The 14,564-nt window shown below is 36.5% G+C and carries 20 protein-coding genes; 18 read left to right on the top strand and 2 right to left on the bottom strand.

Going from position 1 to position 14,564, the window contains the following annotated elements; all coding sequences use genetic code 11:
- Positions 1 to 117: 117 nt before the first annotated feature.
- The 16 genes from BUB12_RS08380 to BUB12_RS08305 all read left to right on the top strand — a co-directional run bounded on the left by BUB12_RS08380 (position 118) and on the right by BUB12_RS08305 (position 11,444).
- Complete coding sequence (locus BUB12_RS08380) at positions 118 to 453, top strand: KOW domain-containing RNA-binding protein (protein WP_072889973.1); 336 nt, start codon at positions 118 to 120, stop codon at positions 451 to 453.
- The gene (infA, locus tag BUB12_RS08375; RefSeq protein WP_010095735.1) at positions 431 to 649 is read left to right on the top strand and encodes a translation initiation factor IF-1; all 219 of its coding nucleotides are present in this window, start codon (positions 431 to 433) and stop codon (positions 647 to 649) included. The genes BUB12_RS08380 and infA overlap by 23 nt, the downstream gene beginning before the upstream one ends.
- 29 nt (positions 650 to 678) lie before the next feature.
- Entirely contained in the window at positions 679 to 792 is a 114-nt protein-coding gene (gene rpmJ, locus BUB12_RS08370; RefSeq protein ID WP_010095733.1) for a 50S ribosomal protein L36, read from the top strand.
- A 23-nt stretch (positions 793 to 815) separates the two neighbouring features.
- Complete coding sequence (gene rpsM, locus BUB12_RS08365; RefSeq protein ID WP_072889971.1) at positions 816 to 1,181, top strand: 30S ribosomal protein S13; 366 nt, start codon at positions 816 to 818, stop codon at positions 1,179 to 1,181.
- 22 nt (positions 1,182 to 1,203) lie between these two features.
- Positions 1,204 to 1,593, top strand: coding sequence for a 30S ribosomal protein S11 (rpsK, locus tag BUB12_RS08360; RefSeq protein WP_072889969.1), 390 nt, complete (start codon positions 1,204 to 1,206; stop codon positions 1,591 to 1,593).
- A 382-nt stretch (positions 1,594 to 1,975) separates the two neighbouring features.
- Entirely contained in the window at positions 1,976 to 2,920 is a 945-nt protein-coding gene (locus BUB12_RS08355; protein WP_072889967.1) for a DNA-directed RNA polymerase subunit alpha, read from the top strand.
- A gap of 46 nt (positions 2,921 to 2,966) precedes the next feature.
- On the top strand, positions 2,967 to 3,317 hold the full coding sequence (gene rplQ / locus BUB12_RS08350) for a 50S ribosomal protein L17 (RefSeq protein ID WP_072889965.1): 351 nt from the start codon (positions 2,967 to 2,969) through the stop codon (positions 3,315 to 3,317).
- 539 nt (positions 3,318 to 3,856) lie between these two features.
- Positions 3,857 to 4,696: an energy-coupling factor ABC transporter ATP-binding protein gene (locus BUB12_RS08345; RefSeq protein ID WP_072889963.1), complete on the top strand. Its 840-nt coding sequence runs from the start codon at positions 3,857 to 3,859 to the stop codon at positions 4,694 to 4,696.
- Positions 4,672 to 5,538, top strand: a complete 867-nt coding sequence (locus tag BUB12_RS08340; protein ID WP_072889961.1) for an energy-coupling factor ABC transporter ATP-binding protein — start codon at positions 4,672 to 4,674, stop codon at positions 5,536 to 5,538. Before BUB12_RS08345 ends, BUB12_RS08340 begins: the two co-directional genes overlap by 25 nt.
- Complete coding sequence (locus BUB12_RS08335) at positions 5,538 to 6,338, top strand: energy-coupling factor transporter transmembrane component T family protein (RefSeq protein WP_072889959.1); 801 nt, start codon at positions 5,538 to 5,540, stop codon at positions 6,336 to 6,338. Before BUB12_RS08340 ends, BUB12_RS08335 begins: the two co-directional genes overlap by 1 nt.
- Positions 6,339 to 6,354: 16 nt before the next feature.
- Positions 6,355 to 7,104 carry a tRNA pseudouridine(38-40) synthase TruA gene (gene truA, locus BUB12_RS08330; protein ID WP_072889957.1) on the top strand — a complete coding sequence of 250 codons (750 nt, stop codon included), beginning with the start codon at positions 6,355 to 6,357 and terminating at the stop codon, positions 7,102 to 7,104.
- Between the two features lie 248 nt (positions 7,105 to 7,352).
- Positions 7,353 to 7,790 carry a 50S ribosomal protein L13 gene (gene rplM, locus BUB12_RS08325; protein ID WP_072889955.1) on the top strand — a complete coding sequence of 146 codons (438 nt, stop codon included), beginning with the start codon at positions 7,353 to 7,355 and terminating at the stop codon, positions 7,788 to 7,790.
- A gap of 19 nt (positions 7,791 to 7,809) precedes the next feature.
- Entirely contained in the window at positions 7,810 to 8,202 is a 393-nt protein-coding gene (gene rpsI, locus BUB12_RS08320) for a 30S ribosomal protein S9 (protein ID WP_072889953.1), read from the top strand.
- 104 nt (positions 8,203 to 8,306) lie between these two features.
- Positions 8,307 to 9,455 (top strand): GNAT family N-acetyltransferase, encoded by a 1,149-nt coding sequence (locus tag BUB12_RS08315; protein WP_072889951.1) that lies wholly within the window; start codon positions 8,307 to 8,309, stop codon positions 9,453 to 9,455.
- Between the two features lie 78 nt (positions 9,456 to 9,533).
- On the top strand, positions 9,534 to 10,256 hold the full coding sequence (gene cwlD / locus BUB12_RS08310) for an N-acetylmuramoyl-L-alanine amidase CwlD (RefSeq protein ID WP_072889949.1): 723 nt from the start codon (positions 9,534 to 9,536) through the stop codon (positions 10,254 to 10,256).
- 129 nt (positions 10,257 to 10,385) lie between these two features.
- Positions 10,386 to 11,444 (top strand): Mrp/NBP35 family ATP-binding protein, encoded by a 1,059-nt coding sequence (locus BUB12_RS08305; RefSeq protein WP_072889947.1) that lies wholly within the window; start codon positions 10,386 to 10,388, stop codon positions 11,442 to 11,444.
- Between the two features lie 76 nt (positions 11,445 to 11,520).
- Here the strand turns inward: BUB12_RS08305 and gerD are convergent, their stop codons facing one another.
- Positions 11,521 to 12,177 carry a spore germination lipoprotein GerD gene (gerD, locus tag BUB12_RS08300; RefSeq protein WP_072889945.1) on the bottom strand — a complete coding sequence of 219 codons (657 nt, stop codon included), beginning with the start codon at positions 12,175 to 12,177 and terminating at the stop codon, positions 11,521 to 11,523.
- Positions 12,178 to 12,343: 166 nt separating this feature from the next.
- Here gerD and BUB12_RS08295 point away from each other — a divergent pair, with 166 nt between their 5' ends.
- Entirely contained in the window at positions 12,344 to 12,931 is a 588-nt protein-coding gene (locus BUB12_RS08295; RefSeq protein WP_072889943.1) for a KinB-signaling pathway activation protein, read from the top strand.
- 116 nt (positions 12,932 to 13,047) lie between these two features.
- On the opposite strand, the gene pdaB is transcribed toward BUB12_RS08295, so the two are convergent.
- On the bottom strand, positions 13,048 to 13,806 hold the full coding sequence (gene pdaB / locus BUB12_RS08290; protein ID WP_072889941.1) for a polysaccharide deacetylase family sporulation protein PdaB: 759 nt from the start codon (positions 13,804 to 13,806) through the stop codon (positions 13,048 to 13,050).
- A gap of 224 nt (positions 13,807 to 14,030) precedes the next feature.
- Between pdaB and BUB12_RS08285 the strand changes: the two genes are divergently transcribed.
- The gene (locus tag BUB12_RS08285; RefSeq protein ID WP_072889939.1) at positions 14,031 to 14,252 is read left to right on the top strand and encodes a hypothetical protein; all 222 of its coding nucleotides are present in this window, start codon (positions 14,031 to 14,033) and stop codon (positions 14,250 to 14,252) included.
- Positions 14,253 to 14,564: the final 312 nt, after the last annotated feature.

The raw sequence follows: 14,564 nt of genomic DNA, 5'->3' as shown, positions 1-14,564 counted from the left end.
TAGAATACTTCAGTGAGTAGATGCAACTTTATGAACGGAAGCGCGTGGCATCACATGTTTTTTAACAATAAACCTTATATTTTAAGGAATAATAAGCCTAAGTGAAGGTGATGGTTGTTGAGCGAAGATGATTCGATTCCACGAATAGGTCAAGTTGTTCGTATAATGCAAGGGCGTGAAGCTGGTCAATATATGGTTGTCATAAAAATTATTGACGATCGGTATGTCTTGCTGGCAGATGGGGAAAAACGTAAATATGATCGACCAAAGAAAAAGAATTTACATCATATTGAAGTTATGGATTATACGTCTCCGGAAGTCCAAAACAGCCTTCTAGAAACTGGTCGTGTCACAAATGGAAAATTACGATTTGCCATAACCAAATTTGTAAGTGAGATTGTGACTGATTTGAAGAAGGGAGATCAACACGATGGCGAAAGACGATGTAATTGAAGTGGAAGGAACCGTAACGGAAACATTGCCAAATGCAATGTTTAATGTAGAGCTTGAAAATGGCCATACGGTCTTAGCACACGTATCTGGTAAAATCCGTATGCATTTCATCCGTATTTTACCTGGTGATAAGGTAACGGTAGAACTATCTCCGTATGATTTAACAAGAGGACGAATCACGTACCGTTATAAATAAGTGCTCCTAATATAAAAGGAGGTAAAATGATGAAGGTAAGAGCATCAGTTAAACCAATATGTGAAAAATGCAAAGTCATCAAGCGTAAAGGTAAAGTAATGGTGATTTGCGAAAACCCTAAACACAAGCAAAAACAAGGCTAATTAATAAGGAGGTGCAACACTCTATGGCACGTATTGCAGGTATAGATATTCCACGTGATAAGCGTGTAGTTATTTCATTAACATATATTTATGGAATTGGAAACAGCTCTGCAAAGAAAATCCTTGAAGAAGCAGGAGTTTCTGAGGATACTCGTGTACGCGATCTAACTGAAGATGAATTGGGTAAAATTCGTCAAGTAGTTGACGCATATACAACTGAAGGTGATCTTCGTCGTGAAGTTTCACTTAACATTAAACGTTTGATTGAGATTGGGTCTTATAGAGGTCTTCGTCATCGTCGTGGTTTACCAGTACGCGGACAAAAGACTAAAAACAACTCACGTACTCGTAAAGGTCCACGTCGTACAATGGCTAACAAGAAAAAATAATAAGAAGGAGGTAAGCTGATTAATGGCACGTAAAACAAACACTCGTAAGCGCCGCGTGAAAAAGAATGTGGAAACTGGTGTAGCACATATCCGTTCTACATTTAACAATACAATTGTAACAATCACTGACGTACAAGGTAACGTTATTGGTTGGAGTTCAGCAGGTGCATTAGGTTTTAAAGGATCTCGTAAATCAACTCCATTTGCTGCACAAATGGCTGCAGAAACTGCTGCCAAAACTGCAGTAGATAATGGTATGAAAACTTTAGAAGTAACTGTTAAAGGCCCTGGAGCTGGACGTGAAGCAGCAATTCGTTCTCTACAAGCAGCTGGCCTTGAAGTTACTGCAATTAAAGATGTAACTCCAGTTCCACATAATGGATGCCGCCCACCAAAACGTCGTCGTGTTTAATTTTTAGCGTATATAATTTGTCACCCTGTCTATAATGGGTTATGATGGCTAAAAGTATATGTAGAGAGTTTTTACACGTATAAAGTAAAAATCGTAGGTTCAATTTTACATGGAAACAAGGGATCTCATATTTGAAGATCGTTGTGTAGGATGTATTGGCCTTACTATACAGCATCGCATTGACAAAAGAGTACGATAAAATGAAATAGTGCAGAAACGCCAACTGCCTATTTGAGGAATTTCGGTTAGACTATTTTGTTGCAGAACAATGCAATTGCATTTCCTGTAAAATGGGTAACTGGTGCTTTGCGTCTAGTGATGACGTAATACCGATTTCCCCATCTAACCGGGGTTTCGACGTTTTTAAGGAGGGTATTGTGGAATGATCGAAATTGAAAAGCCAAAAATTGAAACGGTAGAGATTAGCGAGGACGCTACTTTTGGGAAATTTGTAGTTGAGCCGCTAGAACGTGGTTATGGTACTACACTAGGAAACTCCTTGCGTCGTATCCTACTATCCTCACTTCCAGGTGCTGCTGTTACATCAGTACAAATTGATGGAGCGCTACACGAATTTTCTACAGTTGATGGTGTCGTTGAAGATGTAACAACGATTATTATGAATCTGAAAAAACTTGCGCTTAAAATCTATTCTGATGAAACAAAAACATTAGAAATTGATGTGCAGGGAGAAGGAAAAGTTACGGCTGCAGATCTAACATATGATAGTGACGTAGAAGTATTAAATCCAGATCTACCTATAGCTACTCTTAATAGCAAAGGTAACTTGCATATGAAATTAACCGCTGAACGCGGTCGTGGTTATCGCCCAGCTGATGAGAACAAGAAGGATGACCAACCTATTGGTGTTATTCCGATTGATTCCATCTTCACACCTGTGACACGTGTAACTTATCAAGTTGAGAACACACGTGTAGGGCAAAGTGCTAACTACGATAAACTGACATTAGATGTTTGGACTGACGGTAGTATACGTCCGGAAGAAGCTGTTTCTTTAGGAGCAAAAGTATATACTGAACACTTAAATATCTTTGTTGGATTAACCGATGAGGCACAAAATGTAGAGATTATGGTAGAAAAAGAGGAAGATCAAAAAGAGAAAGTCATGGAAATGACAATCGAAGAACTTGATCTCTCTGTTCGCTCCTATAATTGCTTAAAACGTGCTGGCATCAATACAGTTCAAGAGCTTTCAAATAAGTCTGAAGAAGATATGATGAAAGTTCGTAATCTAGGTCGTAAATCACTAGAAGAAGTTAAAGTAAAACTAGAAGATTTAGGCTTAGGGCTACGTAAAGACGACTAACAGGTACAGACATCTTTAGATTCTCGAGAAAGGGAGGGATAAGTCCATGAGAAAATTAGGACGTACAACAGACCAACGTATGGCTTTACTTCGTAATCTAGCATCTGATTTAATCATTCATGAACGCATCGAAACAACAGAAGCTAAAGCAAAAGAATTAAGATCTGTTGTTGAGAAAATGATTACATTAGGTAAACGTGGAGACCTTCACGCACGCCGTCAAGCAGCAGCATTCTTATATAACAAAGAAGCTAGCGAAGAAGATAGCGTTCTTCAAAAGTTATTTGATGATGTTGCAAAACGTTATGAAGATCGTCAGGGTGGATATACACGAGTACTTAAACTAGGTGAACGCCAAGGTGACGGAGCCAAAATGGCAATCATAGAACTAGTTTAATCTTCTAATACGTAAGGGCAGGACAGAATCTCTTCCGAGGTGAATCTCTGCCCTTTTTTTATAAAAACGAAAAGCGTAGGCGACTGCTTAGAAGCGGACGCATAAGTGAGGGGTCGGAAAGCGCGTGGTTTTACGCGCTTGGAGCGCCCATCGCTTATGACGGTAGCTTCTAGGAGCCGAAGCTAGACAGTAGAAAGGCGTAGAGGACTTGGTCAGCGGCGAAATGCGTAGGTGGCTGTTCAAGCTATATCTAGTAATATCGTTTGTTTCATCTCTGTCTAAATTAAATATAAGTGCTTTTTGAGATGAGTGGATCAAGTATAGTACGATACCATTCATGGAGAGCGCGAAAAGGCGACAAGCATAGTCAATGTTTCTTGATAATAGAATCTGACTATGCTTCGAACCATTTTCTTGAGAAATTTTCCCCTTATATCATTCCACTGAGTTAACATTCCCACAAATTAGTTGTACAATAATTTACATGAAAGAAATCAAAACCTTGGCTAAGAGACGAGTGAGTATAGGAGGTAGTTCACATGAGAAGAAAGATCATAGAGTTTAGAGAAGTGTCGTTTAGATACGAAGATGAGGGGCCATGGGTTTTGAAGAACTGTTCATTCGAAATCTATGAAAATGAATGGGTTGCGATAATAGGCCATAATGGTTCTGGAAAATCTACTATTGCAAAATTAATGAATGGATTGTTATTTCCTCAAGAAGGAGAAATTTATATTAATGGGGAACAAGTGAATCAAGAATCGATCTGGGATATTCGTAAAGAGGTAGGGATGGTCTTTCAAAATCCTGATAACCAATTTGTCGGAACTACCGTTCAAGATGATGTGGCTTTTGGTATGGAGAACCGTGGTTTTCCAAGAGAAGTAATGGTTAAACAAATTGAGGATTCATTACAGGCAGTTGGAATGCATGCCTATCGACAAACAGAACCACACCGATTGTCTGGGGGACAGAAGCAGAGAGTTGCAATTGCTAGTGTCTTAGCAATTGCACCTAAAGTACTTATCTTAGATGAAGCAACAGCTATGCTGGATCCTAAAGGTAGAACAGAAATCATGAATACCGTATCAAAGGTACAGGAGAATAAGAAACTTTCCTTAATTACAATTACCCACGACTTAAGAGAAGTTGTTCAAGCAGAACGAGTTATTGTTATGAATGCTGGAGTTATATGGGATGAAGCTACACCTAGGGAGATCTTTACAAAGAAGGATGAACTTAGAAAGATTGGTTTAGATGTTCCTTTTGTTGCTATTTTAGCAGATGAATTAGTACAAGCAGGAATAGCTATACATGATGAACCATTAAATCACGAAGAATTATTGGAGGACTTATGGACATTACATTCAAAGATGTAAGCTACATCTATCAAGAAAACTCTCCCTTTGCTCATAAAGCTTTAGATAATATATCTTTCCATATAACATCAGGTTCATTTGTGGCCATCATTGGACATACAGGATCAGGAAAATCTACTTTGTTACAACATCTTAATGGGTTAGTGAAGCCGACTAAAGGTGAAGTGACAATTGGCGATTATCACTTATCAAATGATAAAAAGATAAGAAATATAAAGGAACTAAGAAGTAAAGTGGGTATTGTTTTTCAGTATCCGGAGCATCAGTTATTTGAGGAAACCGTTGAAAAGGATATTGCATTTGGACCAGAGAATTTTGGGGTAGAAAAGAGTGAAATTCAAAGTCGAATTCAAGAAATACTACCAGCAGTTGGACTTCCAAAAGAGATGCTTGAACGCTCTCCTTTCGACTTAAGTGGGGGACAAATGCGAAGGGTGGCAATTGCGGGAGTACTAGCGGTGAAACCAAAAGTTTTAGTCTTAGATGAACCAACAGCAGGACTGGACCCACGTGGTCAAAAAGAAATAATGGATATGTTTTATGACTTACATCAGAAACAAGGCTTAACAACAGTATTGGTTACACACAGTATGGAAGACGCTGTGAAATATGCTGATCATGTCATTATTTTAAATAAAGGGAACAAGTATATGGAAGGAAAACCAGAGGAAGTGCTTTCTGATCAAAAAGCATTAAATAAAGTAAATCTGGACGTACCAGAAATGATACAGTTTCTATTAGCCTTTGAAAAACGTTTCGGAATGAAGATACCATATGAACGTCAAAGTGTTCAAAAACTAGCAGTTCAAATGCAGCACCTGCTTAAGGGGGCTGAGTCCTAGTGAACGAATATATGATAATTGGACAATATGTCCCAGGAAATTCTTTTGTTCATCGTATTGACCCAAGAACAAAGATTACAATAATCTTCTTTTTCGTTATATTTGTCTTCTTCGCTAACTCAGTTGGCAGTTACGGAATCTTGACAGCATTTGCTCTTATTACTACTTTTATTACAAGAATTCCTTTAAAGTTTATCCTTAAAGGATTAACTCCAGTATGGTTTTTAATCATTTTTACATTTTCGCTACATTTAATCGTAACGAAAGATGGAACAGTACTTTTTAATCTTTTTGGATGGGAAATATATTCTGGTGGTGTTATCCAGGGAGTTGCAATTTCACTACGATTTTTCCTATTGATTTTGTTTACATCTCTATTGACATTAACTACAACACCTATTGAAATTACGGATGCTATTGAGGATATGTTGGCACCACTAAATAAAATAAAATTTCCTGTGCATGAATTAGCCTTAATGATGTCAATCTCTTTAAGGTTTATACCAACACTGATGCAAGAAACAGAGAAAATATCCAAGGCGCAGAGTTCTAGAGGAGTAGACTTTCGTACAGGGCCTCTTAAGGAGCGTATAAAGGCTGTAGTTCCACTTTTAGTCCCTTTGTTTGTCAGTGCCTTTAAACGTGCTGAGGAATTAGCGATGGCAATGGAAGCAAGAGGGTACCGTGGTGGTGAAGGTCGTACAAAACTACGTCTGTTAAAAATTCAATCGATCGATATATGGGTATATCTATTATTTACTTGTGTCATTATAGGGCTATTTTTATTGAGAACTTATTAAATAGGGGGGATGGGCCATGAGGAGAATAAATTGCATTATTAGCTATGACGGTACAAATTTCTCAGGGTATCAGGTCCAACCCGGCAAGCGTACAGTGCAGGATGAGATTGAAAAAGCACTAACAAAAGTCCATAAAGGACAATCTATAAGAGTTCATGCATCTGGTAGAACAGATACTGGAGTCCATGCTAAAGTTCAGTCATTACACTTTGAGACTGAATTCCAGTTATCCACGGAAAGTTGGAAAAAGGCTTTAAATGCTCTTTTGCCGAATGATATTTATGTTAATGCGATTAAAGAAGTTCCAAGTGACTTTCATGCTAGATATGATGTTATAGAGAAGGAATATCGTTATTATATTATTAATGGACCAGAGAAGGACGTATTTAAAAGAAACTATTCTTACTATTTTCCTTATAAACTAGATTTAATAGCGATGGAAGAAGCATGTCGGTACTTTCAAGGTACACATGACTTCACGTCATTTTCTTCTGCCAAATCAACTGCAAAAGGAAGTAAAGTACGCCATTTATATGAAGTTTCATTTAGTAAAAAAGAAAATGAACTAGAATTTATTCTTCGAGGAAACGGATTTTTATATAATATGGTTCGAATCATCATTGGTGCCTTGTTAGATGTAGGACAGGGAAAATTAACACCACAAGATATAAAATTCTTGTTGGAGAAGAAAGATCGCCGTTTCGTGGGAGTGACTGCACCCCCGCAAGGCTTACATTTATGGAATGTGAAGTATAAACAAGAATAGACATTTCCCGGGTAATATCGACATTTTCACTGAAATGTTTTAGAATGGATTAGGGGAGTTCATAGTTGCCTATTAGGTTTTATTTTCACTAGAAAATATTCCTCAGTTACTTGACTTTATCCCTTAATTGATATATTATGGTCTATGGCATTTTATTTCTAAAAACCGCGATTAGCCCCGGAACTAATTGTGTTTGAAATATAGAAATACGAAACTTGATTTATTTAAAAAATGGAGGGAAACCAATCATGCGCACAACTTTCATGGCAAATGAAAATAATATTGAACGCAAATGGCTTGTTGTGGATGCTGAAGGCCAACGTCTTGGTCGTCTAGCAAGTGAAGTTGCTGCGATCCTTCGCGGAAAGCACAAACCAACTTACACTCCACATACTGATACTGGTGATTATGTAATTATTATTAACGCTGAAAAAATCGAACTAACTGGAAACAAATTAAGTGACAAGAAATACTACCGTCACTCAGGACATCCAGGTGGATTAAAAGAACGTACTGCAGACGAAATGCGTACAAAATACCCTGAACAAATGTTAGAGCTTGCAATTAAAGGCATGCTTCCAAAAGGTCCACTAGGCCGTAAAATGGGTAAGAAACTGCACGTATATAGAGGTTCTGAACACAATCAACAAGCACAAAAACCAGAAGTTTACGAACTTCGTGGATAATTAAAAGGAGGTTAATCAATTGGCACAAGTACAATACTACGGTACAGGTCGTCGTAAAAGCTCAACTGCTCGTGTACGTCTAGTACCAGGCAATGGCAATGTTACAATTAATGGTCGCGATGCAAAAGACTATTTCCCATATGAAACTCAACTTCTAATTCTTAACCAGCCATTAAAGGCTACAGAAACTGAAGGAACATATGACGTTATCGTTAATGTTCATGGTGGAGGATTCACTGGTCAAGCTGGTGCAATTCGTCACGGAGTTGCTCGTGCGTTATTAGAAGCAGATCCAGAATATCGTTCTTCTCTAAAACGCGAAGGATTCTTAACTCGTGATGCACGCATGAAGGAACGTAAGAAATACGGTCTTAAAGGCGCTCGTCGTGCACCTCAGTTCTCAAAACGTTAATCTTATAAAACTTTACAAAGGCTCTCAATCATTATGGTTGGGAGTCTTTTTGTATATACTATTTTTATATGAAATGTAAATGGAAAGGAGTTAGGAGGAAATCTATGATCAAAATGTTAAATATTGAAACAGATTATAAGGAAGTATTTGCTTTATCTCAATTTGCTTTTCAATATCATTTATCAGATGAAGAGTTACATAAAAAGAAAGCAGAAGCATGGAGACATATTATCTGGGGGAACATGGATGGAGATCATATTGCATCTAAACTGCACCTTATTCCACTTTCAATCTATCTAGGTGACAAGAAGATTAATATGGGTGGGATAAGTTCTGTTGCTACATGGCCGGAATATAGAAGAGGCGGAATGGTTAAAGAACTTTTGTCTCATGCATTGCATCACATGAAAAACAATGGGCAAATTATATCCTTTTTGCAACCATTTTCTGTTTCATTTTATAGAAAATATGGCTGGGAGATTACTTTTAATGAAAAGTTGTATACCATTCCAGTAGATAAATTAAGAAAGAAATGGGATGCAAGTGGCTACGTGCGTACAAAACCATTTGATTATCAAACGATAAATTCTATTTATGAGGAATATGCTAAAACATATAATGGGGCACTCGTACGTGATGAACGTTGGTGGAATCAGCGAGTAATAAAAGATAAATCCTATATAGGTGTTGCCTATAATCTTGAAAAACGGCCAGTCGGATACATTCAATATGAAGTAAAAGAGAATGTATTTCATGTTCACGATTTTGCTTACACTTCAAACAATGGTTGGAACATCTTGCTAGAGTTTATAGCGAATCATGATTCAATGGCAAAGGAAGTAAAAATGACGGTACCTGAAAATGACCTATTACCATTATTAGTTGATGAACCTAGGTTTGAACAAAAAATAGAACCATATTTTATGGCGCGAATCACTGATGTGCATCAGTTTTTGAAGGAATACCCATTTTTGAATTCGACAAATGGTATTACACTACATGTTAAGGACGACTTTTTTCCAGATAATACAAAGACGTATCAACTTACCACAACTAATATTACTGTTCTTCCATATCAAGACCATAGTAAGGGGATATATTGCACAATTCAGCAGTTGACTGCCATGATGCTTAATTTTGTAAGGCCAGTAGATTTATATCGAATTGGACAATTAAAAGGTTCTTTAGATGAAATTCAAAAGTTGGATGCAACTATATCAGATCAAAAGCCATATTTCCCAGATTTCTTTTAGAGGGGAGAAACAGTCATACTTTAAAGGCTCGTCCCATAAAATAAATGCAAGATAGTATTTTAATAAGGGGCGAGTATTATGCAGCGATACGGGAAAGCATTTTTATGGGGATTGGGACTAATTTTATTACTTTATATGATTCAGTATCCTATACCGAAGTCTGATAATGAACAGACAACGGGATGGTCACTACCATTATCGGGAAAAACGATTGTAATTGACCCTGGTCATGGTGGAGCAGATGGTGGAGCTGTGGGAAAAGATGATACACTGGAAAAAGATATAGCTCTTGAAGTGGGAAAAAAGTTACAAAATTATCTGCAGCAAACTGGAGCAATAGTATATTTAACAAGAGAAACAGATAAGGATTTAGCGGCTGAAGAAACAAAAGGTCTTTCAAAGCGAAAAGTAGAGGATATTCGAAAGCGAATGGAATTTATTCATGAAAAAGATGCAGACTTATTTATTACGCTACACCTTAACGCAACACCATCAACAAAATGGCGTGGAGCACAAACATTTTACTATCCTAAATCGGAGGAAAGTAAGCATTTAGCTAAAATGGTCCAAGCAGAAATTATACGAAATATGGAAAACACGAAGCGATCACCTTTAGCAATGAATAACTTATACTTACTGAAAAATGCAAAAATACCAGGAGCTCTTGTTGAAATAGGGTTTCTTTCAAATGTGGAGGAAAGAAATCTATTGAAGCAGGATGAATATCAGCTAAAGATGGCAGCTAGCATCTATGAAGGAATTCTTCGGTATGTTACAGAGGAACCAGAAGATTCCGAGTAGAAGAAAAGTAACCCCTTCCATGATTCATATCACTTAGATTTTCTGTGATTTATGTTATACTAGCCATGGACATGTTAATACTTAGGTATATGTGTATAATTCATAGCTAGGAAAAGGAAGGTGACATAGATGTTAACTAAAGAAGATGTTATAAAGTTATTAAATCCTATAAAAGATCCGTTTTTACATAGAACGCTTGAGGAAACTGGTGGCATAAAGGAAATAACCATAAAAGAAGAAAAGAAGCATATTAGTGTTAAAGTTGCCATCGGAAAGACAAATACTGCAGAGCAAATGCAGTTACAACAAGAATTAGTTGGTGTTCTTAAGAAAAATGGAGCGACTACTGTTGGGCTTCGTTTTGAACAACTGCCTGATGAAGTCATTCAAAAATTCCAACCAGCCGTTGATCAAGCAAAAGAACAGTCACTTATGGGTGGCTCTAAAAATCCACACTTTATTGCTGTTGCAAGTGGTAAGGGTGGAGTTGGGAAATCAACCGTTACTGTTAATTTAGCCATGGCATTAATGCGTCTTGGCAAAAAAGTAGGAATCATTGATGCTGATATTTATGGTTTCAGTATTCCTGATATGATGGGGGTAGAGGAACGCCCGCAAGTACGTGGTGAAAAAATTATCCCTGTTGAGCGCTTTGGTGTAAAAGTAATTTCTATGGGCTTCTTTGTTGAAGATAATTCACCAATTATATGGCGTGGACCTATGCTTGGTAAAATGTTAAATAGCTTCTTTAAGGAAGTTGAATGGGGCGACTTAGACTACCTATTGCTCGATTTACCTCCTGGAACAGGTGACATTGCTATGGATGTTCATGAATTACTACCAACTTGTAAAGAAGTAATTGTAACAACGCCACATCCAACTGCCGCTTTCGTAGCAGCTCGTGCAGGACAAATGGCAATAAAGACCGAGCATGAAATTTTGGGTGTTGTTGAAAATATGGCATATTTTGAAAGTAAAACTACTGGAGAAAAAGAATTTGTATTCGGTCGTGGCGGCGGTCAAAAATTAGCAGAGGTTTTGAAAACGAAAGTATTAGGCCAACTACCTTTGCAACAGCCATATGAAGACGAGGATGTTTTCGCACCATCTGTATACCAAGAAGATCATCCACTTGGAAAAGAATACCATAAGATGGCTGCTAAAGTGATAGCTAAAGTAGAAGAATAAGAATGAAAAAAGCTAAGGCATAGATTTTAAAGTTGCCTTAGCTTTTCCTATAGGATAACTGATTTTGGTAGGGTATTTAACCACCACCGCCACCACCACCAGATTCGCCACCACCTTCTTTACCAGAATCGCCCCCGGATTCACCACCAGATTCACTACCACCACTGCCACCTGAACCACCACTTCCTTGTCCTTGTTCCTCGGCAGCTTTTAATAGTATGTCTTGTATCTTGGCTTGGAAAAGAGGAGATTCAAATGTCTGTTGAATGGTTTCTTCAAGGTGTGCGCGAAATTCTTGTCCTTTTAATGTTTGTACTATTTGGTCTTTTATTTCAGGGTTCTGCATTAATTCAAGCATTTGTTTTTGGTATTCTGAATCCTTTAAGAGGTCCTTCATCATTTTCTTTTGATCTTCTTCCATGGATTTAACATAGCTTTCAACAAATTTGGGGTCTTCGAAAAGCTTTTTCCACATATCTTTCCCTTTGTCTGAAGCTAAGGCTTCCTCTATGGATGTGCGAACAACCTCAGATTCAATTACGAGTTTTTCTTGCATTTTCTCATCAGCTAATATTTCTTGAAGTGCCTTTTTTCCGTCTTCGGTTTGTAATATATCGACAACCATTTTCTTAGTTGTATCATAGTCACCTTCACTTTTGGCAGCTTCACCACCACATGCACTTAGAATACCAATTAAGAAGGTAAAGGTTATGAACGATAAGATACGTAGCATTGTGACAACCTCCTTCCACTTATCGTTAATATGAGTGAAAAATATCAAAACTATGCACTTGATGAAGGAAAAAAGGATGTAGACATGTTAAAATACATATGGATAGAAGAATACGTGAAATAGTATGCAAACTTATGGTATAGAGAACATCTAGGAGGAAAATATAGTGAACACTCAAAAAGTGGTACGATTATTTTGGAGAACATTATTACTTGGTGGGATAGCAGGACTATTGACAAGCTTTTTTGTTAACCCAGGTATATATGCAGAAAACATGAACCCATTTAATGGAATGGAGTTAATAGGATTAGTATTGTTTTATCTTGGTTTTGGTTTATTGGCGAGCGTTGTTAGTCAGACTGGCTTTTTTGCTTATTTATTTATCCATCGATTTGGTTTAGGTTTGTTTCGTTCCTTTTGGCCAACTGTACAAGTCTTATTAATCGCATTTATTTTATTTGATCTAGTATATTTTCCATATAATGCTTCAGAAGGCGAAGTTTCAATTATTTGGTTTATAGTAATGACAGCTGGTTTATTTATTATTAGTTGGATTGTAGCAAAAATTAAAGCTAAAGAAACAAATAAAACGGCATTTATCCCTGCACTATTCTTTATGGTTGTAATAACAACTGTAGAATGGGTTCCTGCTTTACGAGCAGAAGGGAGCGACTATGCTTGGCTAATGATCGTTCCTTTATTGATTTGTAATGCGTATCAGTTAATAACATTGCATAGACTTCAAAAAGCATAGTATCTTATCATTTAAAAAAGGTGGGAGATTCCCACCTTTTTTATGTCATTAGGAAATTACTTCGAATAAAATACATGAAAGTATAGCAGTGCCCAGCACCTATCCAAGTATAGCAACTATTCAACTATTTTTGACTCGGCATGGGCTTGGTTAATGAGCTCTGAAATTGTTACATAATTATACCCCTTGTTTTTTAATCCAGGTAATATTGTTTTGAGAGCATCTGCTGTCTGTTTTGCAGAGTCTGAAGCGTGTAACAATATAATATCCCCATTCGTAGTTTCATTCATAACACGATCAATAACTAATTGGGTTCCAGGATTTTGCCAATCATTTGGATTCACATTCCAATGAATGACTGTATTACCTTGTTCCTCAGCTAACTTTATAATTTCTTCATTAAAATGACCATTAGGTGCACGAACAAGATCTAAATCTTTGTAACCAAGTTTATTAAATGTTTCTTTTGCTAAAGTTAAATCTTTTCTTACTTGGTCAATTTCTTGATTTAGATAACTTTTATAACGATATCCCAACATGCCAATTTCATGATTCGCTTCTGATATTTCTTTTAAAATATCTGGATGACGTTCTGCCCATTCACCACTCACAAAAAAGGTAGCTTGAACTTGATTTTGTTCTAACTGCTTTAATATATCGAATACTTTTTCTTCCCCCCAACTGATATTAAATGTCAGGGCAATATCCGGTTCATTTGCATTCCCCTTTGTAAGTGCAACTGATTCTTCATTAGTAAAAATAGAAAATGCCCCATCCCTTTCAAACCATAAAAATGAAGCTGTAAACAGTGCAAAAACCACAATTAATAACCATCGCTTCCATTTGTTAAATCGTAAGACATAAAAATGCTCCACCTCGTTACCCTCCTTCTATAGAACTGCATGTCCTAATACATACCTATGTTTAATAAAGGAAAATATGTACTAGCTTTGATGAAAATAATGTTAAAAAAATAATAGAAAGGGAATAGATAAAAGAATAACGGATATGCTAAAAAACACCTATTTCTAATGGGAAAAAAATCAGTAATATGTTTTACATAAACAATGTCTAGTAATACTAATTGAGGTGGGTTATGATGTTAGGGCTAATGATTAATGATATAGAACAAAAAGAACTAGAGTATTTAGTTAAACGAGAATTGGATGAATTACTTTTAGATATGGATGACCACCGAATAGACCAAATGGTAAAGCGTGCAATGAAAGATCGTTATAAAACCTTATTTCAACTATTAAAGCGTGTTAGTAATGAACATGAGTGTTTAAAATATATACCAAAAAGAAAAACCAATCAATGATATGAAGTATTCTTTGGTTATAATAGAAAGGGAAATAATTCCAATAATGTTTTTTATGTTTTTCATTGATTTTCTAATTCCTGTATGGTATATTAATTTCTGTTGTCAGATATGAAACAAGTTATTCAATTGGCAAAATAGATTTTTAAAAAAGTTATTGACATCTAATTGAAAACATGTTAAATTATATCTTGTCGCTAAAAACGACAAAAATTGATCTTTGAAAACTGAACAAAACAACCAGTATGTTAAGAAGAAAAGCAACCCTGTTTTTCTTTATAAAAAACCTAGAAGCATTGCTTCTAGTAGCTA

Source organism: Ornithinibacillus halophilus (assembly GCF_900129485.1).
Lineage (GTDB): Bacteria > Bacillota > Bacilli > Bacillales > Amphibacillaceae > Ornithinibacillus > Ornithinibacillus halophilus.
The sequence above is the reverse complement of the archived record's forward strand: the minus strand, read 5'-3'. Positions and strand labels throughout refer to the sequence as shown.

Excerpts from the sequence above, each read along its gene's own strand:
- BUB12_RS08315 (WP_072889951.1), top strand. The coding sequence starts at position 8,307 with ATGATCAAAATGTTAAATATTGAAACAGATTATAAGGAAGTATTTGCT.
- BUB12_RS08345 (WP_072889963.1), top strand. The coding sequence starts at position 3,857 with ATGAGAAGAAAGATCATAGAGTTTAGAGAAGTGTCGTTTAGATACGAA.
- rpsK (WP_072889969.1), top strand. The coding sequence starts at position 1,204 with ATGGCACGTAAAACAAACACTCGTAAGCGCCGCGTGAAAAAGAATGTG.
- rpsM (WP_072889971.1), top strand. The coding sequence starts at position 816 with ATGGCACGTATTGCAGGTATAGATATTCCACGTGATAAGCGTGTAGTT.
- BUB12_RS08355 (WP_072889967.1), top strand. The coding sequence starts at position 1,976 with ATGATCGAAATTGAAAAGCCAAAAATTGAAACGGTAGAGATTAGCGAG.
- gerD (WP_072889945.1), bottom strand. The coding sequence starts at position 12,177 with ATGCTACGTATCTTATCGTTCATAACCTTTACCTTCTTAATTGGTATT.
- rplQ (WP_072889965.1), top strand. The coding sequence starts at position 2,967 with ATGAGAAAATTAGGACGTACAACAGACCAACGTATGGCTTTACTTCGT.
- BUB12_RS08305 (WP_072889947.1), top strand. The coding sequence starts at position 10,386 with ATGTTAACTAAAGAAGATGTTATAAAGTTATTAAATCCTATAAAAGAT.
- rpmJ (WP_010095733.1), top strand. The coding sequence starts at position 679 with ATGAAGGTAAGAGCATCAGTTAAACCAATATGTGAAAAATGCAAAGTC.
- BUB12_RS08285 (WP_072889939.1), top strand. The coding sequence starts at position 14,031 with ATGTTAGGGCTAATGATTAATGATATAGAACAAAAAGAACTAGAGTAT.
- cwlD (WP_072889949.1), top strand. The coding sequence starts at position 9,534 with ATGCAGCGATACGGGAAAGCATTTTTATGGGGATTGGGACTAATTTTA.
- BUB12_RS08340 (WP_072889961.1), top strand. The coding sequence starts at position 4,672 with ATGGACATTACATTCAAAGATGTAAGCTACATCTATCAAGAAAACTCT.
- infA (WP_010095735.1), top strand. The coding sequence starts at position 431 with ATGGCGAAAGACGATGTAATTGAAGTGGAAGGAACCGTAACGGAAACA.
- truA (WP_072889957.1), top strand. The coding sequence starts at position 6,355 with ATGAGGAGAATAAATTGCATTATTAGCTATGACGGTACAAATTTCTCA.
- rplM (WP_072889955.1), top strand. The coding sequence starts at position 7,353 with ATGCGCACAACTTTCATGGCAAATGAAAATAATATTGAACGCAAATGG.